This window comes from Mycolicibacterium sp. TUM20985 (assembly GCF_030295745.1).
Taxonomy (GTDB): domain Bacteria; phylum Actinomycetota; class Actinomycetes; order Mycobacteriales; family Mycobacteriaceae; genus Mycobacterium.
In genome coordinates, this window is the sequence record NZ_AP027291.1 from 2,240,263 (window position 1) to 2,262,655 (window position 22,393).

General features: G+C 68.5%; 20 protein-coding genes. 11 read left to right on the forward strand and 9 right to left on the reverse strand.

Features of this window, described 5'->3' with window-relative positions:
• Window positions 1-69 precede the first annotated feature (69 nt).
• Genes glnA (QUE68_RS10975) through QUE68_RS10990 form a run of 4 tightly spaced genes read left to right on the forward strand, consistent with a single transcriptional unit; the run spans window position 70 to window position 5,900 of the window.
• Complete coding sequence (glnA, locus tag QUE68_RS10975) at window positions 70-1,410, forward strand: type I glutamate--ammonia ligase (RefSeq protein ID WP_284226018.1); 1,341 nt, start codon at window positions 70-72, stop codon at window positions 1,408-1,410.
• A 37-nt stretch (window positions 1,411-1,447) separates the two neighbouring features.
• Window positions 1,448-4,411, forward strand: a complete 2,964-nt coding sequence (locus QUE68_RS10980; protein WP_286275617.1) for a bifunctional [glutamine synthetase] adenylyltransferase/[glutamine synthetase]-adenylyl-L-tyrosine phosphorylase — start codon at window positions 1,448-1,450, stop codon at window positions 4,409-4,411.
• Window positions 4,412-4,413: 2 nt separating this feature from the next.
• Window positions 4,414-5,043: a PaaI family thioesterase gene (locus QUE68_RS10985; RefSeq protein WP_284230840.1), complete on the forward strand. Its 630-nt coding sequence runs from the start codon at window positions 4,414-4,416 to the stop codon at window positions 5,041-5,043.
• Window positions 5,040-5,900, forward strand: a complete 861-nt coding sequence (locus QUE68_RS10990; RefSeq protein ID WP_286275618.1) for a TIGR03619 family F420-dependent LLM class oxidoreductase — start codon at window positions 5,040-5,042, stop codon at window positions 5,898-5,900. The genes QUE68_RS10985 and QUE68_RS10990 overlap by 4 nt, the downstream gene beginning before the upstream one ends.
• On the opposite strand, the gene QUE68_RS10995 is transcribed toward QUE68_RS10990, so the two are convergent.
• Window positions 5,897-6,193: a helix-turn-helix transcriptional regulator gene (locus QUE68_RS10995; RefSeq protein WP_284226022.1), complete on the reverse strand. Its 297-nt coding sequence runs from the start codon at window positions 6,191-6,193 to the stop codon at window positions 5,897-5,899. The two genes, QUE68_RS10990 and QUE68_RS10995, sit on opposite strands and share 4 nt — an antisense overlap.
• 126 nt (window positions 6,194-6,319) lie before the next feature.
• On the opposite strand from QUE68_RS10995, the gene QUE68_RS11000 reads away from it, so the two are divergent.
• The 4 genes from QUE68_RS11000 to QUE68_RS11015 are packed head-to-tail and all read left to right on the forward strand — an operon-like array spanning window position 6,320 to window position 11,359.
• A complete protein-coding gene (locus QUE68_RS11000) occupies window positions 6,320-7,837 on the forward strand; it encodes a proton-conducting transporter transmembrane domain-containing protein (protein WP_286275619.1) in 1,518 nt (505 codons plus the stop codon).
• A complete protein-coding gene (locus QUE68_RS11005) occupies window positions 7,834-10,395 on the forward strand; it encodes a DUF2309 domain-containing protein (RefSeq protein ID WP_286275620.1) in 2,562 nt (853 codons plus the stop codon). The genes QUE68_RS11000 and QUE68_RS11005 overlap by 4 nt, the downstream gene beginning before the upstream one ends.
• Complete coding sequence (locus tag QUE68_RS11010; protein WP_284226026.1) at window positions 10,392-10,715, forward strand: P-II family nitrogen regulator; 324 nt, start codon at window positions 10,392-10,394, stop codon at window positions 10,713-10,715. The genes QUE68_RS11005 and QUE68_RS11010 overlap by 4 nt, the downstream gene beginning before the upstream one ends.
• Before the next feature lie 32 nt (window positions 10,716-10,747).
• Window positions 10,748-11,359, forward strand: a complete 612-nt coding sequence (locus tag QUE68_RS11015; protein WP_286275621.1) for a carbonic anhydrase — start codon at window positions 10,748-10,750, stop codon at window positions 11,357-11,359.
• A 3-nt stretch (window positions 11,360-11,362) separates the two neighbouring features.
• On the opposite strand, the gene QUE68_RS11020 is transcribed toward QUE68_RS11015, so the two are convergent.
• Complete coding sequence (locus QUE68_RS11020) at window positions 11,363-11,821, reverse strand: DoxX family protein (RefSeq protein WP_284226029.1); 459 nt, start codon at window positions 11,819-11,821, stop codon at window positions 11,363-11,365.
• Window positions 11,822-11,926: 105 nt separating this feature from the next.
• On the reverse strand, window positions 11,927-13,363 hold the full coding sequence (gene glnA / locus QUE68_RS11025; protein WP_284226043.1) for a type I glutamate--ammonia ligase: 1,437 nt from the start codon (window positions 13,361-13,363) through the stop codon (window positions 11,927-11,929).
• A 127-nt stretch (window positions 13,364-13,490) separates the two neighbouring features.
• On the opposite strand from glnA (QUE68_RS11025), the gene QUE68_RS11030 reads away from it, so the two are divergent.
• Complete coding sequence (locus tag QUE68_RS11030; protein ID WP_284226044.1) at window positions 13,491-13,985, forward strand: RDD family protein; 495 nt, start codon at window positions 13,491-13,493, stop codon at window positions 13,983-13,985.
• 2 nt (window positions 13,986-13,987) lie between these two features.
• On the opposite strand, the gene QUE68_RS11035 is transcribed toward QUE68_RS11030, so the two are convergent.
• From QUE68_RS11035 to sucB, 5 genes are read right to left on the reverse strand one after another with little or no spacing between them, the layout of a single operon-like run.
• Window positions 13,988-14,743 (reverse strand): DUF4191 domain-containing protein, encoded by a 756-nt coding sequence (locus QUE68_RS11035; RefSeq protein WP_284226045.1) that lies wholly within the window; start codon window positions 14,741-14,743, stop codon window positions 13,988-13,990.
• Window positions 14,744-14,747: 4 nt separating this feature from the next.
• On the reverse strand, window positions 14,748-15,692 hold the full coding sequence (lipA, locus tag QUE68_RS11040; RefSeq protein WP_284226046.1) for a lipoyl synthase: 945 nt from the start codon (window positions 15,690-15,692) through the stop codon (window positions 14,748-14,750).
• The gene (gene lipB, locus QUE68_RS11045; protein WP_284226047.1) at window positions 15,689-16,378 is read right to left on the reverse strand and encodes a lipoyl(octanoyl) transferase LipB; all 690 of its coding nucleotides are present in this window, start codon (window positions 16,376-16,378) and stop codon (window positions 15,689-15,691) included. Before lipB ends, lipA begins: the two co-directional genes overlap by 4 nt.
• A 51-nt stretch (window positions 16,379-16,429) precedes the next feature.
• Complete coding sequence (locus QUE68_RS11050) at window positions 16,430-17,338, reverse strand: TIGR01777 family oxidoreductase (protein ID WP_284226048.1); 909 nt, start codon at window positions 17,336-17,338, stop codon at window positions 16,430-16,432.
• 5 nt (window positions 17,339-17,343) lie between these two features.
• A complete protein-coding gene (sucB, locus tag QUE68_RS11055; RefSeq protein WP_284226049.1) occupies window positions 17,344-19,140 on the reverse strand; it encodes a 2-oxoglutarate dehydrogenase, E2 component, dihydrolipoamide succinyltransferase in 1,797 nt (598 codons plus the stop codon).
• A 170-nt stretch (window positions 19,141-19,310) separates the two neighbouring features.
• Here sucB and QUE68_RS11060 point away from each other — a divergent pair, with 170 nt between their 5' ends.
• Window positions 19,311-19,688, forward strand: coding sequence for an oxidoreductase (locus QUE68_RS11060; RefSeq protein ID WP_284230842.1), 378 nt, complete (start codon window positions 19,311-19,313; stop codon window positions 19,686-19,688).
• Here the strand turns inward: QUE68_RS11060 and QUE68_RS11065 are convergent.
• Window positions 19,685-21,196 carry a leucyl aminopeptidase gene (locus QUE68_RS11065; RefSeq protein ID WP_284233845.1) on the reverse strand — a complete coding sequence of 504 codons (1,512 nt, stop codon included), beginning with the start codon at window positions 21,194-21,196 and terminating at the stop codon, window positions 19,685-19,687. The genes QUE68_RS11060 and QUE68_RS11065 overlap by 4 nt on opposite strands.
• A 73-nt stretch (window positions 21,197-21,269) precedes the next feature.
• On the opposite strand from QUE68_RS11065, the gene gcvT reads away from it, so the two are divergent.
• Entirely contained in the window at window positions 21,270-22,379 is a 1,110-nt protein-coding gene (gene gcvT, locus QUE68_RS11070) for a glycine cleavage system aminomethyltransferase GcvT (RefSeq protein WP_284226051.1), read from the forward strand.
• Window positions 22,380-22,393 lie beyond the last annotated feature (14 nt).

Here is a 22,393-nt window from a genome sequence, read left to right on the forward strand (position 1 = left end):
AGCGCCGCCGAACACGACATGCAGCAGGCGCGTAACACAGAATTAACAGCCGGTGCCTACGCTTCGCACATGGATCGGCAGAAGGAATTCGTGCTCCGGACGCTCGAGGAGCGCGACATTCGGTTCGTCCGGTTGTGGTTCACCGACGTCCTCGGGTACCTCAAGTCAGTCGCGATCGCGCCTGCCGAACTCGAGGGCGCATTCGAAGAGGGCATTGGCTTCGACGGTTCGTCGATCGAGGGTTTCGCCCGGGTCTCCGAATCCGACACCGTGGCCCGCCCCGATCCGTCGACCTTCCAGGTGCTTCCGTGGACGACGAGCGCGGGCAAGCACCACTCCGCCCGGATGTTCTGCGACATCACGATGCCCGACGGATCGCCGTCCTGGGCAGACTCGCGGCACGTGCTGCGCAGGCAGCTGGCCAAGGCGAGCGATCTCGGCTTCTCCTGCTACGTCCATCCGGAGATCGAGTTCTTCCTGCTGCAGCCCGGCCCGGACGACGGTTCCGAACCCATCCCCGCCGACAACGGCGGTTACTTCGATCAGGCCGTGCACGATTCGGCGCCCAACTTCCGGCGACATGCGATCGACGCGCTCGAGTCGATGGGCATCTCGGTGGAGTTCAGTCACCACGAAGGTGCACCCGGACAGCAGGAGATCGACCTGCGGTACGCCGACGCCCTGTCGATGGCCGACAACGTGATGACGTTCCGCTACGTCGTCAAGGAGGTCGCGCTGACCGAGGGCGTGCGCGCGTCGTTCATGCCGAAACCGTTCAGCCAGTACCCGGGCTCGGCCATGCACACCCACATGAGCCTCTTCGAAGGCGACACGAATGCCTTCCACACCCCGGACGACCCGCTGCAGCTCTCGGCCATCGGAAAGTCGTTCATCGCAGGAATCCTCGAGCACGCCAGCGAGATCAGCGCCGTCACCAACCAGTGGGTGAACTCCTACAAGAGGCTGGTCCACGGAGGCGAGGCACCGACCGCAGCGTCCTGGGGTGCGGCCAACCGGTCCGCGCTCGTCCGGGTGCCGATGTACACCCCGCGCAAGGCGTCCTCCCGCCGCATCGAGGTACGCAGCCCCGACTCGGCCTGCAACCCGTACCTGGCGTTCGCCGTCCTGCTGGCAGCGGGTCTGCGCGGTGTCGAGAAGAACTACGTCCTCGGGCCGCAGGCCGAGGACAACGTCTGGACGCTCACCCCCGAGGAACGCCGCGCCATGGGCTACAAGGAGCTGCCGGGCAGTCTCGGCATGGCGCTCAGCGAGATGGAGAACTCCGAGCTGGTCGCCGAAGCCCTCGGCGAGCACGTCTTCGACTTCTTCCTGCGCAACAAGCGCGCCGAGTGGGAGACCTACCGCAGCAGCGTCACCCCGTACGAACTGAAGACCTACCTGTCCCTGTAGAGGCGGGCCGGCCGAGCCGGTGCGATAACGTTCCTGCGTGGCCAAACCCGCGACGCAACGACCGACGTTGCCCAGCGTGGGCAGGCTGGGTCTGGTCGAACCGCCCGCACGGGCGGATCTGGACCGGCTGGGGTGGAACGCCGTCGAGCACGTGGAACTGTTGTGGTCGCTGTCCCGCGCCCCGGACGCCGATACCGCCCTGCGCTCGATGGTCCGGCTCGCCGATGCGCTCGACGACGACTGGGACGAGCTGAACCGGGCTCTGGTCAAGGACCGCGGGCTGCGCGGCCGGCTGTTCGGCGTGCTGGGCTCGTCGATGGCACTCGCCGACCACCTGATCGCGCAGCCACGGTCGTGGCACCTGCTGGCGGGCAGCGTCACCCTGCCCAGCGCTGCCGAACTGTCTCGCGTCTTCGCCGACCTGGCCGAGAAGTCCTCTGAGACAAACGAATTGCGCGTTCTCTACCGCGACCGGCTGCTGGTGCTGGCTGCACTGGATCTGGCGCCGACCGTCGAGAACGAACCGGTGCTGCCGTTCCCGACGGTGGGGGAGCACCTCGCCGATCTCGCCGACGCGGCCCTGGGTGCTGCGCTGATCGTCGCCACCAGGACCGTGTGCAAGGACGGCAAGGACGGCGCGCCGCCGCACCCACGACTGGCCGTCATCGCGATGGGCAAGAGCGGGGCGCGCGAACTGAACTATGTCAGCGACGTCGACGTCATCTTCGTCGCCGAGCAGGCCGACCCGATCACCACCAGGGTGGCCGGCGAGATGATGCGATTCGCCGGCGACGCCTTCTTCGAAGTGGACGCCGCGCTGCGGCCCGAGGGCAAGCAGGGGCAGCTCGTCCGCACGCTGGAATCCCATGTGGCGTACTACGAGCGGTGGGCCAAGACGTGGGAGTTCCAGGCCCTGCTGAAGGCGCGCCCGGCGGTCGGTGACCGCGCGCTGGGCGAGCAGTACATGGCGGCGCTGAAGCCGATGGTGTGGGCGGCCTCCGAACGTGAGGACTTCGTCTCCGAGGTTCAGGCGATGCGGCGGCGGGTCGAGGAACTGGTGCCCGCCGGGGTTAGGGCGCGCGAGATCAAGCTGGGCACCGGAGGGCTCCGCGACGTCGAGTTCGCGGTGCAGCTGCTGCAACTCGTCCACGGCCGCAACGACGAATCGCTTCAGGTGACGTCGACGGTCGACGCGATCGCCGCGCTCGGCGCGGGCGGTTACATAGGTCGGGACGACGCCGCCAACCTCACTGCGTCCTACGAATTCCTGCGGTTGCTCGAACACCGACTGCAACTGCAGCGGCTCAAGCGCACCCACATGCTCCCCGAACCCGACGACGACGAGGCGATGCGGTGGCTGGCCCGTGCGGCGCACATGCGCCCCGACGGTCAGCACGACGCGATCGGCGTGCTGCGCGAGGAGCTCAAACGGCAGAGCCTGCGGGTGTCACGGCTGCACGCCAAGCTGTTCTACCAACCGCTGCTGGAGTCCGTCGAGGGTGCCGTCGACTTCTCCCCGAGCATGTCGTCCGCGGCGGCCGAACGTCAGCTCGCCGCACTGGGATACGAGGGCCCGCAGAGCGCGCTGACCCATCTCGCCGCCCTGACCGGTAGCAGCGGCCGACGCGGACGAGTGCAGCAGGTACTGCTGCCGACGCTGCTGGACTGGCTGTCCGACACGCCCGATCCCGACGCCGGGCTGCTGGCCTACCGTCGCATCAGCGAGGCTCTCGCCGACCAGCGCTGGTTCCTGGCATCGCTGCGCGACGAGGGCGCCGTCGCCAAGCGACTCATGCGTGTCCTGGGCATCTCGGCGTTCGTCCCCGAACTCCTGATGCGTGCACCCGAGGTGATCCTGCAGTACGCCGACGGACCCGCGGGACCGAAGTTGCTGGAGGTCGAACCCGACGGACTGGCCAAGGCGCTGGTCGCGTCCGCCGGCCGGCAGGACGAGCCGCTGCGGGCCATCGCGGCGGCCAGGACTCTGCGCCGTCGCGAGCTGGCCCGCGTCGCGTCGGCCGACCTGTTGGGAATGCTCGAGGTGACCGACGTCTGTCGGGCCTTGACGTCGGTGTGGGTCGCCGTGCTGCAGGCCGCGCTGGACGTGGTGATGCGGGCGAACACCCCTGCCGGTGGCCCGTTGGCGCGGATCGCGGTCATCGGCATGGGCAGGCTGGGCGGCGGAGAGTTGGGCTACGGCTCCGACGCCGACGTGATGTTCGTCTGCGAGCCCGTCGGCGAGGTCGAGGAATCCGCGGCGGTGAAGTGGTCGGTCACCATCGCCGAGCAGGTGCGCGCGTTGTTGGGTACGCCGAGCGCCGACCCGCCGCTGGAAGTCGACATCAACCTGCGGCCCGAGGGACGGAGCGGGCCGTTGGTCCGCACCCTCGGCTCCTATGCCGTGTACTACGCCCGGTTCGCCCACACGTGGGAGGTCCAGGCACTTCTCCGGGCCCACTGCGTGGCGGGCGACCGGGATCTCGGCCTTCGCTTCCTGCTGATGGTCGACAAGACCCGCTACCCGCCGGGAGGTGTGTCCCCGGACGCGGTGCGGGAGATTCGACGCCTCAAGGCGCGCATCGACGCCGAGCGGCTGCCGCGTGGCGCTGATCCGAACACGCACACCAAGCTCGGGCGCGGCGGCCTCGCCGACGTCGAGTGGACGGTCCAGCTTCTCCAGCTGCGGTATGCGCACCGAATTCCGGCTCTGCACAGCACCTCTACGTTGGACACCCTCGACGCCATCGGCGCCGCCGAGCTGATCGCCGAGGGTGACGTCGACCTGCTCCGACACGCCTGGCTGACCGCAACGCGGGCACGCAACGCGTTGGTGCTCGTCCGCGGCAAGCCAACCGACCAACTGCCCGGGCCGGGCCGTCAGCTCAACGCCGTTGCCGCGGCGGCGGGCTGGCCCAACAGCGATGGCAGCGAGTTCCTGGACAACTACCTGCGGGTGACCCGCCGGGCGAAGACGGTGGTACGAAGGGTCTTTGGCGAATGAGCATGAACTTTCCGTTCGACCTCATCAGCGCCGAGGAGTACGACCGGCAGCGGATGATGCACGCTCCGCTGACGCAGGCCATTCGCGAGTTGATCGATGCGGGTATCCGCACCGACGTCGACGAGGACACCGTCGCCGACGCCCGGGCCGCCATCGAGGCGGTCACGGCCCGGCTGCGCAGCACCCAGCGCGCCGCCACGTCGACACTGCGACATGCGGGGACGGGTCGGCCGCTGGCGTGGGCCAATCCCGCGGTAGGACTGCGCAATGCGATCGCCCCGCCGATGGACATTCAGCACGAGGAGTCCGGTCGCTGCTGGGCCGAGTTCGACCTCGGGTTGGCCTACGAGGGGCCGCCGGGTCTGGTGCACGGCGGCATCTGCGCCCTGGTGCTCGACCACATCCTCGGGGAAGTCGCCAGTGACGGACTGACCAAGCCCGTATTCACCGGCACCATCACGCTGCGCTACCTGCGGGGCACGCCACTGGGTCCGCTTCGGGCGGAGGCGTTCATCGAGAGGACCGAGGGAATCAAGACCTACGCGCGGGGCTACCTCGGCGACACGGACGGCTGGAGCGTGGAGGCCGACGGTGTGTTCATCCGGCCGGCATGGGCGCGGGATGCCGGGTGAAGTTCTATGTCAGCCCAGCGTTCCTGAAGACCCGCGAAGTCGTCGAGTTGGCAAGGGCCGCAGACGATCTCGGATATGATGGGTTCGCCATCCCCGATCACGTCGTCAACCTGGAGAAGCTGGCCACGCCGTACCCGTACACCAAGGACGGTCAACGCCGGTGGCCGCCGTTCACCGACTGGCCCGACCCCTGGGTGCTGATCGGCGCCCTCGCTCAGGTCACCGAGCGACTGCACTTCGTCACCACGGTGTACATCCCCGGCATGCGGGACCCGTACTCGGTCGCGAAAGCCGTTGGTACCGCCGCTCATCTAGCCGACGGACGGGTCGAACTGGGTGTCGGGGTCGGGTGGTGCGAGGAAGAGTTCACCTTGATGGGCCAGCGGTTCGACCGCCGCGGCAAGCGCACCGACGAGATGCTCGAACTCCTCCGTGCGCTCTGGGCGCCGGGCTGGACCGAGTTCGACGGCGAGTTCTACCGCACACCCCGCTTGGAGATGGAACCCACCCCGCCGCACATCCCGATCTACGTCGGCGGGCTGAGCGACGTCGCGCTCCGCCGTGCCGCCCGCAACGATGGGTGGATCGGCGACCTGATCAGTACCGAGCGGGCCATCGCGGGAGCTCGACGCCTACGCGAACTCCGCGCCGAAAGGGGTTTGACGATGGACGGTTTCACCATCCTGACCCCGCTGACCGACGCGCTGACCATCCCGGACTACAAGCGTGCCGAGGTTGCGGGTATCACCCACATCATGACAATGCCGTGGATGTTCTACACGGGACCCAACGCGACGACGGCCGAGAAGATCGATGGCATGAAGCGCTTCCGCAAGGATCTGGCGCTCGACGTCTAGGTCTCGCTACCGGCTTCCTCGTGGTCGTGCAGGACAGCCAGGATCTCGCCGATGCGGTGACCTCGTTCGACCGGATGTCGCAACGGCCGGTCGTCGCGGATGCGGTAGTAGTTGCGTCGGCCTTCCCGCAACCGGTCCAGGTAACCGGCTTCGACGAGATCGCTGACGATGCGTTGGGCCGCTCGCTCGGTGACGCCCACGCGCTCGGCGACGTCGCGCAGCCGGATGCCCGGGTCGCGGGCGATGCACAGGAGGGCATGGGCGTGGTTGGTCAGAAACGTCCACTCCGCCATGCCGGAAGTGTAGTTCCGGCCTGGGAAGACCGGAAATGCGCCGCGCGGGCGGGCTGGACCCATCGATACCGACACGTAATTCACGAAGCTTGACACGCGTATTTCAAAACATGTAATTTGTGTCCCATGTTGGCGGGAATCCTGGTGGCGATGGTGGTGGTACCGGCCACGGTCGCGCCGATCGCCCTGATGACGGGGAAGTGGTACCCGCGGCCGGTCGGTCACGTCGGGGTGCTGGCCGCCGGGCTCGGGTTGATCGGCGCCGCCGTCCTCGCCGTCCGAGCCGCGGACGGTGCCGTGGTGTCGGCGGTGTTCGGGGGCCTGGCCGTGTCGGCGGACCAGCTCGCCGCGGTGATGCTGCTCCTGGTGTTCGGGGTCAGCGTCGTCGTCCAATCCTTCGCCGTGCGCTACCTCGCAGGAGATCCCCGGGCACCGTGGTTCGTCGCAGGAGCCAGTCTGATCACCGCCGCCTCGGCAGGGCTGGTGACGGCAGCCACGTTAATCGGTCTGGCGCTCGCCTGGACCCTGGCGGGCGCCGCGCTGTGTCTGCTCCTGGGCACGTACTGGCACCTGCCGGCCGGGCGCGAGGGAGTGAAGCGAACCGTGACGGCATTCCTGATCGGCGACCTGGCGCTGTGGACCGCGGTCGTCCTGGTCACCGTCCGGTGGGGGACTGTCGACCTGCGCGCCGCCGACCCCGTCACGCCGACGGGGCCGGTGGCGCCAGTGGTGGCGTGTCTCATCGTCGTCGCCGCGCTGTCCCGGTCCTCCCAGATCCCGTTCCACGGGTGGCTGCCCGCCACGCTGGCGGCGCCGACGCCGGTCTCGGCGCTGCTCCATGCCGGCGTGGTCAACGCGGGCGGAATCCTGCTGATCCGGCTGAGCCCGCTGGTGACCGGCAACCTGGCGCGCACGCTGATCATCGTCGCCGGTGCCGCCACCATGGTCTACGGCGCGGCCGTCATGCTGGTGAAGCCGGATGTCAAAGGGGCTCTTGCGCATTCGACGATGGCCCAGATGGGCTTCATGATCCTGACCTGCGGGCTCGGGCTCTGGGCGGCGGCGGTGTTCCACCTCGTCGCGCACGGTTTCTACAAGGCCACCCTGTTCCTGTCCTCGGGCTCTGCCATCGCCCACCACCGTCGGCAGGCTGCCAGCCCGCCCGCCCGTCCGTTGCGGCCTCGGGTCCGGCGACTCGACGCGATCGTCGCGGCGGCCCTACCCGCCGCCGGGCTCGCCGCTGCGGCACTGACACTTCCCGCGCCGATCGGGGACCACGCCGCAGGGCACGCCCTGCTGCTCTTCGCCTGGGTGACCGGCGCCTCGATGACGTGGGGCTGGCTGCAGCGACGCCCGGGTGCCGGCGGCATCCTCGCGGCGGGAGCCGTCCTGGTACCGGTGTCCTTCCTCTACGTCGGGCTGATCAACGCGGTCGGCGGATTCCTGGTGCCGGCACTTCCGGCGGCGGTGCCGGCGACGGTCACGGTCTGGCTGATCGCCGCCGCAGCCCTCGGTGCGCTCGGCCTCCTCGCCGTGCTGCGGTGGTCGCCCGGTCGACTGCACCGTGCCGTGTACGCCCGGGTGTTGACCGCAGGCCACGTTCCGATGTCCCTGCCCCGCCGACTGACAGGAGCGCCATCGTGACCACCGTGACGCACTCTGGTTCCGAGACCCGACGCGCGCAACTCCGCAGCGACGTCACGCTCGCCGCGCGGGTGCTGCCCACGCACTATCCGCTGGAGACCTTCATTGCGGTCAACCCACTGGCCGGTCTGGAATCCACGCCCTTCGAACAGGCGATCCGGCGCTCGGGTGATCTCTACGGCGCGCGAGGCACCCTTCCCGAGAGGGTCTTTCGTGATCGGCACCGCGCCGGCCGGATCACCGACGCCGACCTCGACGAAGCGTTGATTCGCCGCTATCCGAACCTGCTCGACCGGCCCACCGTCTGCCTCGGTCAGCGGGAGCTAACCCCCGTGGCGTTGCTACGGGCCGATCTGCTGTACGGACGTCCGGCGCCCGAGCCATTGCGGCGCAACCAGATTCGGCCCGAACGGGTCGCGCCTGACGTCGCCGCCACCGTCGACGACCAGGTGGCCAAGTGGTGTGCGGCGTTCTTCGGCCATGGTGCGTGGCCGATGCCCGGACGCGAGGACGGCTTCTATGCGGCCTGGCGGGCACTTGCGCCGAGTGATCGCTCGCTTCCCCGCGGGGTACGGGCGCAGCTGCGTGCGGTCGCCCATCGGGCAGACGACGCCGCACTGGCCGCGTTGTCCGCGTTGGCGGTCGACGACGACACCCGCATCCTCTATCTGCAAGCGCACCTCACTCGCCTTCCCGGCTGGGCCGCTCACGTCCAGTGGTGCGGTGGCAGGGGGATGGGCGTCGACATGGTGGACTACCTCGCGGTTCGGCTCACCTACGAGGCGGCGCTCTCGAGGGACCGTGGCGAGTGGCGATTCGTCGAGGCGGTGCCCGACCGGATTCCCTCGGCGCGAGAGCGGGTGGAGGACCTGATCGATGCCTGGGGACTCGTCGGCGTCGGCGAGACGGAGGTGGCGGCTGCGGCCCGGGTGCTCACCATCCTGCCCGTCCCCGCGCGAGAGCTGCTCTGGCAGAACGCCTTCGAGGGACACTACCGCGACGGTCTGCTGTCCGAACTGAGCCGGGTACGAGACCGGGAACCCAGGCCGGTTCACACGCAGCTGGTGAGTTGCATCGACACCCGGTCAGAGGGTCTGCGCCGACGTCTCGAAGCCTTCGACGGTTACGAGACCCTGGGGTTCGCCGGGTTCTTCGCCGTCGCGATTCGCTTCACCGATCTGCTCGGCGGGGCGGCCAACGATCTGTGCCCGGTGCTGATCTCGCCGAGTCACTGCATTCGCGAGGAGCCGGTGCCGGGGGCGGCCGAGGCGGCTGCCCGGCAGCTGGCCGGCGCGCGAAGCCTGGCGGGGGCGGAGTCGGCGTTCCACATCGCCAAGGACTCCGCCGCGGCGCCGTTCGCGCTCGCCGAGGCGGCCGGCTGGGCGGCGGGACCGCTGTCAGCGGTCAAGACGTTCGCCCCCGCGATGAGCGCGGGCATCAGGCGGCGGCTGCACGGTCTGGTCGCCCCGCCCGCCCCGGCGGTGGTCGACGTCACCGACATGCCCCTGGCCGAACGCGCGCTGTTCGCCCAGGTGGCGCTCACCACGATGGGTCTGGTCCGCGGCTTCGGCCGACTGGTGGTGCTGTGCGGCCACGGCAGCGCCACCGAGAACAACCCCTATCAGGCGGCCCTCGAGTGCGGCGCCTGCGGTGGACAGGCGGGCGGGCCCAATGCCCGCACCGCTACGGTCATCCTCAACCAGGACGAGGTGCGCGGCGAGTTGCGCGGTGTCGGCATCGACATTCCGGACGATACGTACTTCCTTGCCGCACAACACGACACCGCGACCGATCGGGTGAGCATCCTGGACCCGCACCTGATACCGGCCGGGTATCGCGACGACGTTCGTCGGCTGCACGAGGACCTGGTCGCCGCAGGGGCGGCACTCGCCGCAGAACGCTGCTCGGCGCTGCCCGGGGCGAGGCGGGTGAAGTCGCCGCGTCGCGCGGCACGCCACGTCGAAGGTCGAAGTGCAGACTGGGCGCAGGTGTATCCCGAGTGGGGACTTGCCGGCAACGCCGCGTTCGTCGTCGCGCCGCGTGACGTCACGCGGGAGGTCGATCTGGGCCGGCGGGTGTTCCTGCACTCCTACGAGGCCGACGTCGACGTCGATGGCACGGCGCTGGAGACGATCCTCACCGCGCCCCTGGTCGTGGCGCAGTGGATCAACTGCCAGTACTACTTCTCCGCCGTGGCCCCGGAGGTCTTCGGCGCCGGCACCAAGACCATCCACAATGTCGTCGGATCGGCGGGCGTGATCGCGGGCCACAGCGGCGACCTGCGACTCGGGCTGCCCTGGCAGTCAGTGGCGGACGGCGACCGGCTGTTGCACGAGCCGCTGCGGCTGTTGGCAGTGATTCAGGCACCCCTGGACCGGATCGACGCCGTGGTGGACCGCAACCCCATCCTGCAGCGGCTGTTTGGGAACGACTGGGTGGGTGTTGCCGCCCGGTCCGACGCCGGTCGGCCGTGGCAACGCTGGACCACCGCGGGATGGCGATCATGGTCCGAAAGACGTTCCGAGATAGACATTTCCGACGAGGAGGCCGTTCGATGAAGACACCCGAGCTGACCAAGATGACGAAGATCGAGGTCGTCGTCGCCGGTAGCGACGCACCGGCGGTGCGCGAGTTGATCCAGAGCGTCGGCGCGACCGGATACACCAGCGTGTCCGGTGTGTCGGGACTCGGTCACCATGGATATCACCAGGGCCGGCTCCTGTTCAACCAGCAGGCGACGCTGGAGCTCCTGATCACCGTGGTGCCCGAGTCGAAGGTCCAACCCCTGCTGGCCGGGCTGCGTCCGCTGCTCGACGCCTCGCCGGGGGTGATGTTCGTAACGGAGACCTACGTCAGCCGCCCCGACTACTTCAGTTGACCCGACCGATCGCAGAAGAAGGGATCACCGTCATGTCCACACCTTCAGATACCTTGCAACGACTCCGCCTGGGCAACGAGTCTTTCTACGTTCCGATTCGCTCGCGTCGGGCGGACCTGCCGTCCGAGCCTCCCAGCGCCGTGGTGTTCCGCTGTGCCGATGCCGTCGTCGCGAGCGAGATGGTGTTCGGCCAGAGCTGGGGTTCGCTGCTGAACGTCAGCACCTGGGGCCATGTCGTGGACAACGGCGTGCTGGCCTCGATGGAGTACGCCGTCGACACGCTGGAACTACCGCTGATCGTCGTTCTCGGACACCAGAATTGCTCGGCGATGCACGCGACGATGCGGGCCTGGCATCACGCGGAGCTACCCGACGGCGCTGCTCGCTCGATGGTCGAGCAGGCGATGTCGTCCATCGTTCGCCGCGGATCGGCCGCCGACTCCGTGGCGGCGATCACGGCGGCTCATGTCACCGAGGTCGGCCTGGCGCTGCTGAACCGGTCGCCGGTCATCGCCAGGCGGGTAGATCGGGAGCAGTGCGGAATCGTTTGCGCGACAACGGATCCGATGACTGGTCAGGTGGTTCCGCTGGCCACCATCGGCGCCCTCGGCGACACCGACGGCGCGTTGCTGGAGTGTGTATGAGCGCTAGCGGCGGCCCAGGCCGAACCCGCGGCGACGGGCGGCTGTGCCCGTGGTGGCAACCGATCCGGTGCGGCGCCGGGCATCTAGGGCCCACGCGCCCCCGCCGGTGAAGACCAGGAGGAAGAACGCGAAGCAGTAGAGAACGGCCAACTCGCCACCGTTGGTCATGGGAATGACTCCACTCGGCAGATGCTGTGTGAAGAAGGCAAAGGCCATCACGCCGGAGGCGACGAACGCGGCGATGCGGGTGAACAGTCCGATGATGACGAGGACCGACGTCACCAATTCGAGCACGCCGGCGAACCAGAAGGGCCAGGTTCCCACCGGTGCCTGCTGCGCCGCAAGAGGCCAGCCGAACAGGTGAGTGGTGGCGTGGCACAGAAACAGCAAGCCGACGATCACCCGGAACAGGCTCAGAACGGTGGGGGCGTGAGGGTTGAGTCGGGCGTCCAGATTGGTCATGTCTCCACGCTACTATTCGGACTGCGGTCCGCATAGTGCTGGTGACCACCCCACGACGAAGGGGCCGGACGAACTGAACTCCGCCCGGCCCATTCGTCGAACTACTTAGACGTCGTAGTAGAGCGCGAATTCGTAGGGGTGGGGCCGGATCTGGATCGGCATGATCTCGTTCTCCCGCTTGTAGGAGATCCAGGTGTCGATCAGGTCCTCGGTGAACACGCCACCCTCGGTGAGGTAGTCGTGATCCTCCTCGAGACGGTCGATCACCGCGGACAGTGACGTCGGCGCCTGCGGAATGTTGGCGGCCTCGTCCGGGGGCAGCTCGTAGAGGTCCTTGTCCACGGGTGCCAACGGCTCGATCTTCTTCTTGATGCCGTCGATGCCGGCCATCAGCATCGCCGCGAACGCCAGGTACGGGTTACCCGAGCTGTCCGGGCAACGGAACTCCAACCGCTTGGCCTTCGGGTTGTTGCCCGTGATCGGGATGCGCACGCACGCCGACCGGTTGCGCTGGCTGTAGACCAGGTTGATCGGCGCCTCGTAGCCCGGCACCAAGCGCTTGTAGGAGTTGACCGTGGGGTTGGTGAATGCCAACAGCGACGGCGCATGGTGCAGGATGCCGCCGATGTAGTGGCGGGCCAGATCCGACAGCCCGGCGTACCCCGACTCGTCGTGGAAGAGTGGTTTGCCGTCCTTCCACAGCGACTGGTGGGCGTGCATGCCCGAACCGTTGTCACCGAACAGGGGCTTCGGCATGAACGTCACGGTCTTGCCGTTCTTCCAGGCCGTGTTCTTGATGATGTACTTGAACAGCAGCACGTCGTCGGCCGCCGCCAGCAGCGTGTTGAACTTGTAGTTGATCTCCGCCTGGCCCGCCGTGCCCACCTCGTGGTGGCCGCGCTCCAGGGTGAAACCGGCATTCTGCAGGTTGGTGGCCATCTCGTCGCGCAGGTCGACGTAGTGGTCGTACGGAGCGACCGGGAAGTAGCCGCCCTTCTGGCGGACCTTGTATCCCAGGTTGGGGCTGCCGTCGGCCTCGTACGGTTCTCCGGTGTTCCACCAGCCCGACTCGGAGTCGACCTCGTAGGAGGTGCCGTTGATCTTCGAGTCGAAGGTCACCGAGTCGAAGATGTAGAACTCGGCCTCGGCGCCGAAGAAGCAGGTGTCGGCGATGCCGGTGCTAGTGAGGTAGTTCTCCGCCTTGCGGGCCACGTTGCGGGGATCCCGTGAGTAGGCCTCGCGGGTGAAGGGGTCGTGGACGAAGAACTGCAGGTTCAGGGTCTTGGCGTGCCGGAACGGGTCGATGCGGGCGGTCTCGGGATCCGGCAGCAGCATCATGTCCGACTCGTGAATGGACTGGAAGCCGCGCACCGACGAACCGTCGAAGGCCAGACCGTCCTCGAAGACGCTTTCGTCGAACGCCGAGGCCGGGATCGAGAAGTGCTGAACGACGCCGGGAAGATCGCAGAACCGGATGTCGACGTACTCGACCTCTTCGTCCTTGATCAACTTGAAGATGTCGTCTGCAGTCTTTTCTGCCACTGAGAATTCTCCTTTGACTGGTGATCCGCCGTTCGACGCTAGGTACACCATATTGCGCGGCGGTGAAACGCATGTTGCGCGGACGTTACGCACTGGCTGCCATGAATACCGGACCTATGCTGGATTCATGGCCCGCACCTTCGGTTCCTGGCTGTCCGGCCCGCCGCCCTCCGAGGCCGGTGATGCCAGCCAGGGGCCCAACGACTTTCCAGGTCAACGCCTCGGATTGCCCGAGAGCGGTTCCGGCTCGCTGTCCGGTGTTGGCCGTCGGATCGTCGCGCTGATGATCGACTGGTTCATCGCCTACGGGCTGGCGAGCCTGGCCGTCACCGTCGGCTTGGTCAGTTCGGACCGGTTCTTCGGCACGCAGATCGGCTCCACCGCGGTGATGGGGGTCTGGCTGGTCCTCGGAGTGCTCTCGGTCCGGCTGTTCGGCTTCACCCCCGGCCAGTACGCGGTGGGTTTGCGGGTGGCCTCGGTCGACCACCGGATGCACGTCGGGCTCGGTCGCGCCCTCTGCCGTGGACTGCTCGTCGCCGTCGTGGTGCCGGCGCTGTTCACCGATGCCGACGGGCGCGGCTTCCAGGACCGGTTGACCGGCACCGCGGTGGTGAGGCGCTAGCGCTACTTCCTGCGCACCGTGCGCTGCACGCCCCGCATCTTGGCTCCCGGCGGGAGCGGACCCTTCGGCATCGCCGCCGGTCCCATGCGCGAGCCCAGTGCCGCGAGCCGCGACTCGAGCGAGTCCATCTGCTTGACCGTGATGTTGGCGGGCAGCTTGGTCAGGTGCCGCTCCAGCTTGGACAGCGGCACCTCGCCCTCGCCATTGCCCACGACGAAGTCGTAGATCGGCGTGTCGCCGATGAGCCGCGCCGTCCGCTTCTTCTCCTGGGCCAGCAGCGGCTTGACCCGGGCGGCCGACCCCTCGCCGACGAAGATCACGCCGGGCCTGCCGATCACCCGATGGACCGCGTCGAAGTGTCCGGTCGCCGCGACGCCGGGGGTGACCCGCCACTTGCCGCGCAGGTTGTCCAGCGCCCAGGCGGCCGCTCCGGTCTGTCCCTCCGCCTTGCGGTAGACCGACTTCTGCGCGCGCCGACCGAAGATGATGAACGCGACCAGCAGGCCCAGCACGACACCGAGCGGGATCAGCGTCGCCGCGGTGAAGGTACTGCCGCTGACGACGCCCACGGCGACCGCCGCGGCCACGATCAGGACGAAGGCACCGACCATGTAGGGCAGGAGCCGGGTGTCTTCCTTGCGCTGAATCTGGAACGCCTGCCAGAGCTGGCTGCGCCGCTCCTTCGATGCGGCCTTGCGGGCGGTCTTCGCCTCGGCCTTGGCGGCCTTGTCGGCGGCGGTATTGCGGGTCTTCGCCATCGGATCAGGATACGGGTGGGCGGCTGGGATTCCGAAGCTGCGCTGCCGCGGCGTACAACTTGCCCGCTCGGTAGGACGATCTCACCAACGGTCCGGCCAAGACCCCGGGAAATCCGATCTCCTCCGCGTACTTCGAATGCTCGACGAACTCGTCGGGGGTGACCCACCGTTCCACCGGATGGTGCCGCGCCGACGGCCGCAGGTACTGGGTGATGGTGACGATGTCGCAGCCCGCCTCGCGCAGGTCGACGAGTGCGGCCCGCACTTCCTCCGGGGTCTCGCCCATGCCGAGGATGAGGTTGCTCTTGGTCACCAGGCCGTAGTCACGGGCCGCGGTGATCACTGCCAGGCTGCGCTCGTATCGGAACGCCGGGCGGATTCGACGGAAGATTCGCGGGACCGTTTCGACGTTGTGCGCCAACACTTCCGGGCGCGTCTCGAAGACCGTCTCGAGCTGTTCGGGGATCGCGTTGAAGTCCGGGATCAACAACTCCACACCCGTGTTGGGATTCAGCGCCTTGATCTGTCGCACGGTCTCGGCGTAGAGCCACGCGCCACCGTCGGGCAGGTCGTCGCGCGCCACCCCGGTGACGGTCGAATAGCGCAGCCCCATCGCCTGCACGCTCTCCGCGACCCGTCGCGGCTCGTCACGGTCCAGCTCGGACGGCTTGCCCGTGTCGATCTGGCAGAAGTCGCACCGCCGGGTGCACTGCTCGCCGCCGATGAGGAAGGTGGCCTCGCGGTCCTCCCAGCATTCGTAGATGTTGGGGCACCCCGCCTCTTCGCAGACGGTGTGCAGACCCTCGCGGCGGACCAGGGCCTTGAGCTCGGTGTACTCCGGGCCCGTCTTCAGCTTGGTCTTGATCCACGGGGGTTTGCGCTCGATCGGGACCTCGGCGTTGCGAACCTCGAGGCGCAGCAATTTACGAAATCCGGGTTCGGCGCTCACTTCATGAATGCTAGCGCGGTGCGGCCGTCGAGGGCGTCGGGGACTGCCCGCGCGACGGCGTCCGCCACCTCGTCGACGGTGACCCGCCGTCCGAGTTCGGCGGTCAGAGACGTCACACCTGCATCGGAGATGCCGCACGGGACGATCGATGCGTACGCCGAGAGATCACAGTCACAGTTGAGGGCGAACCCATGCAGCGTGGTCGCCCGCGCCACCCGGATCCCGATCGCGCCGACCTTGCGGGCCGGCCGGCCGTCGCTGGCGGGTACCCACACTCCCGACCGGCCCTCGACGCGGCCGGTGGTCAGGCCGAGGCTGGCGCATACCGCGATCAGCGAATCTTCAATGCGGCGAACGAATTTGACTACGTCCAGCGGCTGGGCCAGGCCGATGATGGGGTAGCCGACCAGCTGGCCGGGGCCGTGCCAGGTGATCTTGCCGCCGCGGTCGGTGTCGACGACGGGGATGCTCGACGGGCCGGACGACGCCGGTCGCTCGTGCGGTTCGGTACGCCTGCCCGCCGTGTAGACGGCCGGATGCTCGAGCAGTAGCAGGGTGTCCCGGCCGCCGGCGATGCGGGCCTCGGACAGTTCGCGCTGCATCTGCCAGGCGTCGAGATAGTCCACCGAACCCAGTCGCCTGACGTTGATCTCGGTGTCCGTGGACCGGACGGAAGCTGCCGCCATGGTGACGACGCTACGCGTCACGAGGGCCAGGCGTTCCAAGACTCCAGCGTCCTAGGACCCCTTCGGCGCGGTGACGTAGGACATCGCCTCGCCGATGGTGTTGTGGTGGAAGTCGAATCCGGCGCGTTCGAGGACTGCGGGAATGGCACGCTGCCCACCGAGCAGGCCCTCGTCGGCGAACTCGCCCAGCACGGCGCGCAGCGCGAACGCGGGCACCAGCATGGGAGTCGGCCGGTTCACCGCCCGTCCCACGGCGGCGGTGAACTCGGCGTTGGTCACCGGCGCGGGCCCGGTCCCGTTGACCGCTCCGGCGACCTCGTCGTGCCCGATGGCGAACAGCAGCGCCCGCACCTCGTCCTCGAGGCTGATCCACGGCATGTACTGGCGCCCATTGCCCAACCGTGCGCCCAACCCGAGCGAGAAGAGCGGCTTGAGGCGCGCGAGCATGCCACCCGACGGGGACAGCACCAGGCCGGTGCGCATCAGCACCACCCGGACACCCGCGGTGCTCGCGGATGCGGTGGCCGCCTCCCAGTCCTCGCAGAGTGTGGCGAGGAAACCCGAACCCGCGGGCGCCGACTCGTCGATGACCCGGTCGGACGCGTCGCCGTAGTAGCCCACCGCGCTCGAGTTGACGAGGATCGGCACCCCTGCCTCCACGACCGCCCGCGACAACACCTCGGTGGGGCCGATCCGGCTGTCGCGCAGGCTCTGCTTGAACGCCCCGGACCACCGCCTGTTCGCCACGCCGACACCACACATGTTGACGACCGCGTCGGCACCTCGCAGGGCACTCGCGTCGAAGTCGCCGGTGTCGGGATTCCAGAAGACCTCGTCGGCGTTCGACGGGGCCCGGCGCACCAGCCTCAGCACCCGATGGTCCGCCGCCCGCAGCGCGGACGTCAGCGCAGAACCGATCAGGCCCGAGGAACCCGCAATCGCAATGACGAGGTTTTGCACTGGCTCTACAGTCCGAGGTCGGCCTCGAACGCTCCCTCTTCGAGGCGCCGCTTGATCGTCGTCAGGAACCTGCCGGCATCCGCACCGTCGACGAGTCGATGATCGTAGGTCAGCGGCAGGTAGCACACCGACCGCACGCCGATCGACTCGTTGCCGTTCTCGTCGACCACGACCCGCGGGCGCTTCACGATCGCGCCGGTGCCCAGCATCGCCGCCTGCGGCGGGACCAGGATCGGGGTGTCGAAGAGCGCGCCCTGGCTGCCGATGTTGGTGATGGTGAACGTCCCACCGGACAACTCGTCCGGCTTGAGGTTGCCCGACCGGGCGCGTCCCGCGATGTCGGCGATCGCCTTGGCGAGCCCGCCCAGCGACAGATCGCCAGCGTTCTTGACGACGGGGGAGAGCAGACCCTGCTCGGTGTCGACCGCGAAGCCGAGGTGCTCGGCGTCGTAGTAGGTGATCTCCTTGGAGTCCTCGTCGTAGCTGGCGTTCACGTTCGGATGCGCCTTCAGGGCATCGATCACAGCGACCGCGAAGAACGGCAGGTACGTCAGGTTGACGCCCTCGCGCTCTTGGAACGTCGCCTTGGCGCGAGCTCGCAACGCCACGATCTTGGTCAGGTCGACTTCGTGAGTCTGCGTCAATTGTGCTGTCGTCTGCAGAGATTCGCGCGTCTTCTTGGCTGTGATCTGGCGGATGCGGTTGGCCTTCTGCGTGGTGCCACGCAGGTGTGCCAAGGCGGGCGCAGGCGCGGGCGCCTTGGCCGCCGGGGCTTGGGCTGCAGCGGCCGCAGGTGCGGGTGCCGACGGCGCGGGCGCCTTCTTGGCCTCTGCCGCTGCGAGCACGTCCTGCTTGCGAATCCGTCCTCCGACGCCAGTGCCCTTGACCGACGCCAGGTCGACGTCGTTCTCGCTCGCCAGCTTGCGCACCAACGGCGTCACGTAGGGGCTGCCGCCGTCGGACGCCGGGGCCTCTGCCGTCGCGGGTGTCGGTTCCGGCTTGGGTTCGGGTTTCGGTTCCGGCTTGGGCTCGGGCTTGGGTTCCGGCTTCGGCTCGGGCTTGGGTTCCGGCTTCGCCTCTTCCGCCTTCGGTTCCGGTTCCGGTTCCGGTTCCGGTTCGGGTCCGGGTTCCGGCTTCGGCTCTGGCGCTTCGGCCTTCGGGGCGGCACCCTCGGCGCCGATCTTGGCCAGCTCGCCACCGACCGCGACGGTGTCGTCCTCCTCGGCCGTGATCGACAGCAGTGTGCCCGCCACCGGTGAGGGGATCTCGGTATCGACCTTGTCGGTGGAGACCTCGACGAGTGGTTCGTCGACGTCGACGCTGTCGCCCACCTTCTTCAGCCACCGGGTGACGGTGCCCTCCGTGACGGATTCACCCAGTTCGGGCATCACGACGGAGGTGGACTCGCCACCTCCGGAGCTCGGGGCGGCAGCAGCCGGCTCTTCCTTCGCCTCGGGCTCTGGCTCCGGTTCTGGCTCGGACTCGGGTTCCGGCTCGGACTCGGGCTCTGGCTCCGGTTCGGACTTCTCCTCCGCTGCCGGAGCGCTCTCACCGCCGTCTTCGGCCGCGTCGCCGATCGTGCCGAGGTCACCGCCGACCTCGACGGTGTCATCCTCGTTGGCGATGATCTTGGTGAGTACACCCGCGGCGGGTGAGGGGATTTCGGTGTCGACCTTGTCGGTGGACACTTCGAGCAACGGTTCGTCGACCTCGACGGCGTCGCCTTCTTGTTTGAGCCATCGCGTGACGGTCCCTTCGGTGACGCTCTCACCGAGTGCGGGCATCTGGACGGTGATGGCCATGTGTTGTGACTCCTCGAACGGTGGCTCGTCATGGGTCGAAAATGCTCGCTGCCCATCCTGTCACGTCCGTGCCCGTCGGTCGTCGCAGACCTGTCGAGTTCGTCCTCTGGCACCATGGAAAGTCGTGGCGCCGCGATGGACGCAAGGGCGCCGAAGGGAGCGGGATCGCGTTGGGACTGTTCGACACCTTCCGTCGTCGCGGTTCCAAGCGCGCCTCCGACGGCCGTGATCCCGGGACGGATCTGAAGTATCTGCGCCAGTGGGTCGCCGAGCATCACGGTGTGGAGGCGTTCGTGGAGCCGAAGACCACCGTCACCGAGGTCACGGTGGTCCTCGTCGCCGCGGACGGCGAGTGGACCCGACGCCGCGCCGGTGGCGACAAGGGGGCCCGTCGGCTCAGCGACAAGCTCGACATCCCGGTCTACGACGTGCAGAAGGTCGGCTACCCGCAGCGGATGCGGGACCACGACGCGAGGCAGCGAATCCTCCGCGACCGCGAGCGCAAGGCACGCGACCGCGACATGCGCCGCGAGCTCGGCGAGAGTTAGCCCTTCTCGGCGATGTCCTCGAGCACGGCGAACATGGTGCGCGTCGGCACCCCGGTGCCGCCCTTGCCCGTGTAACCCCACGGTCCGCCCGTGTTGTACGCCGGGCCCGCGACGTCGATGTGCGCCCACTGCACGCCGTCGGCGACGAACTCGCGCAAGTAGACGCCCGCGACCAGCATGCCTGCGTAGCGGGACCCGCTGACGTTGGCGAGGTCGGCGACCGTCGACTTGAGATCGTCCTTGAGTTCCTCGGGCAGCGGCATCGCCCAGGCGTTCTCGCCGACGGCCTGCGACAGCGTGGCCACCCGGTCGCGGAACTCGTCGTTGCCCATGACGCCGGGCGTGCGACCGCCGAGGGCCACCGTCTGCGCGCCCGTCAGCGTCGACGTCTCGATCAGGTAGTCGGGGCCGTCCTCGCAGGCCCGCACGATGCCGTCGGCCAGGATCAGCCGGCCCTCGGCGTCGGTGTTGAGCACCTCGACGGTGATGCCGCCGTACTGGGTGAGGACGTCACCGGGCCGCTGCGCGGTGGACGACGGCATGTTCTCGGCCATCGGCACGGTGGCGATCACGTCGATGGGCAGTTGCTGCTTGGCGGCCAGCACCACGGTCGCGATGACCGCGGCCGCACCGCCCATGTCGGAGGTCATCTGATGCATGTTGGCGGCGGGCTTGATCGAGATGCCGCCGGTGTCGAAGGTGATGCCCTTGCCGACGAGGGCGACCTTCTTGGCCTTGCGCCCCTTGCCGCCCTTGTGGGTCAGCCGGACCAGGCGCGGCGGGCGTGAGGATCCCTTGCCGACGCCGATGATGCCGCCGTACCCACCCTTCTCGAGGGCCTTCTCGTCGAGGACTTCGACCTGCAGGCCCACCGATTCGCCCAAAGCCCTTGCGCGTTTGGCGAATTCGTCGGGATAGAGGTGACTCGGGGGAGTGTTGACCAGATCGCGCGCCGTGGCGACGGCGGTAGCGACGTTCGTGCCGCGGGCGGCGGCGGCCTTGGCGCCCTTGGCCGTCGAGAGCACCGTGATCTTCGCCAGGCCGGGCTCCTTGGGGGCGGTCTTGGCGCTGCGGAAGTCGCTGAACCGGTAGGCACCGAGGATCAGTCCTTCCACGGTCGCCGCCATGTCGAGTTCCGACAGCGTGGTGACGACGCTCTCGGTGCCGCTGAGGGCTCGCGCCGCCGCGCCGGCCGCCCGTCGGATCGCGTCGCTCGGCCATTCGTCGCGGGACTTACCGAGGCCGACCGCGAGCACGCTTCCCACCGCAAGGGACGGGGCGGGCAGCCGCGTGGTCTGGTCGGTGCCGCCCTTGGCCCCGAGGGCCTCCAGCGCCACCTCGATCTCGCCGACCGCCTCGGCGTCGAGGAACGGGTTCGAGACGACCTTCGCCCGGTCGTCGTCACCGGTCACGACCGGGACGATCAGCACCGCCGAGCCGGTGCCACGCTTGGGCAGCGTGGCGGAGACGGTGACGGACGGGGACTGGTAGCCGGGTGCGGTGCTCACGGACTGAGCCTAGTCACGGCCGCAGCCCGGGCGCAGAGGTCGCCGCGGCTCCCGGCTACTAGGCTCACTGGTCGTGAGTGAGAACCTGCTGAAGGGCCCGCTGGAGGACCGCCACCGCGCACTGGGGGCGAGTTTCGCCGAATTCGGGGGCTGGCTCATGCCGGTGTCCTACGCGGGCACGGTGAGCGAGCACAACGCCACCCGCAACGCCGTCGGTCTCTTCGACGTCAGCCACCTGGGCAAGGCGCTGGTGGTGGGACCGGGAGCCGCCGAGTACGTCAACGCCTCGTTGACCAACGACCTCCGTCGCATCGGCACCGGCAAGGCGCAGTACACCTTGTGCTGCAACGACTCTGGTGGCGTTATCGACGATCTGATCGCCTACTACGTCTCCGACGACGAGGTGTTCCTGGTGCCGAACGCCGCCAACACCGCCGCGGTCGTGGCCGCGCTGCAGGCGAAGGCGCCCGCGGGGCTCACCATCACCGACGAGCACCGCTCCTACGCGGTCCTCGCGGTGCAGGGTCCCAAGTCGGCCGAGGTGCTCCGCGCCCTGGGGCTGCCTGCCGACATGGACTACATGGGCTACGCCGACGCGGAGTACGCAGCGGGCGGGGAATCAGTCAAGGTCCGCGTCTGCCGCACCGGCTACACCGGGGAACACGGTTACGAGCTGCTGCCCGAGTGGGACCGCGCCGCGGTCGTATTCGACGCGCTGGTCGAAGCGGTGAAGGCTGCGGGCGGAGAACCGGCCGGGCTCGGCGCCCGTGACACGCTGCGCACCGAGATGGGCTATCCGCTGCACGGTCACGAACTGTCGCTGGACATCTCTCCGCTACAGGCCCGGTGCGGCTGGGCCGTCGGGTGGAAGAAGGATCAGTTCTGGGGCCGCGACGCCTTGCTGGCGGAGAAGGAAGCCGGGCCGCGGCGCGTGCTCCGCGGCCTGAAGGCACTGGGCCGGGGTGTGCTTCGCGCGGACATGACGGTGCTCGACGGCGACCGGCCGGTCGGTGTGACGACGTCGGGAACCTTCTCTCCGACACTGAAACTCGGCATTGCACTGGCTCTCATCGATGCCGACGCCGACGTCGCCGACGGGCAGCGCGTCGCGGTGGACGTGAGGGGTCGCGCGCTCGAGTGCGAGGTGGTCGCACCCCCGTTCGTGGAGGCAAAAACTCGCTAGTCATGAGTTATACA

Excerpts from the sequence above, each read along its gene's own strand:
- glnA (WP_284226018.1), top strand. The coding sequence starts at position 70 with ATGGATCGGCAGAAGGAATTCGTGCTCCGGACGCTCGAGGAGCGCGAC.
- QUE68_RS10985 (WP_284230840.1), top strand. The coding sequence starts at position 4,414 with ATGAACTTTCCGTTCGACCTCATCAGCGCCGAGGAGTACGACCGGCAG.
- QUE68_RS10995 (WP_284226022.1), bottom strand. The coding sequence starts at position 6,193 with ATGGCGGAGTGGACGTTTCTGACCAACCACGCCCATGCCCTCCTGTGC.
- QUE68_RS11000 (WP_286275619.1), top strand. The coding sequence starts at position 6,320 with ATGTTGGCGGGAATCCTGGTGGCGATGGTGGTGGTACCGGCCACGGTC.
- QUE68_RS11010 (WP_284226026.1), top strand. The coding sequence starts at position 10,392 with ATGAAGACACCCGAGCTGACCAAGATGACGAAGATCGAGGTCGTCGTC.
- QUE68_RS11015 (WP_286275621.1), top strand. The coding sequence starts at position 10,748 with ATGTCCACACCTTCAGATACCTTGCAACGACTCCGCCTGGGCAACGAG.
- QUE68_RS11020 (WP_284226029.1), bottom strand. The coding sequence starts at position 11,821 with ATGACCAATCTGGACGCCCGACTCAACCCTCACGCCCCCACCGTTCTG.
- QUE68_RS11030 (WP_284226044.1), top strand. The coding sequence starts at position 13,491 with ATGGCCCGCACCTTCGGTTCCTGGCTGTCCGGCCCGCCGCCCTCCGAG.
- QUE68_RS11035 (WP_284226045.1), bottom strand. The coding sequence starts at position 14,743 with ATGGCGAAGACCCGCAATACCGCCGCCGACAAGGCCGCCAAGGCCGAG.
- lipB (WP_284226047.1), bottom strand. The coding sequence starts at position 16,378 with ATGGCGGCAGCTTCCGTCCGGTCCACGGACACCGAGATCAACGTCAGG.
- sucB (WP_284226049.1), bottom strand. The coding sequence starts at position 19,140 with ATGGCCATCACCGTCCAGATGCCCGCACTCGGTGAGAGCGTCACCGAA.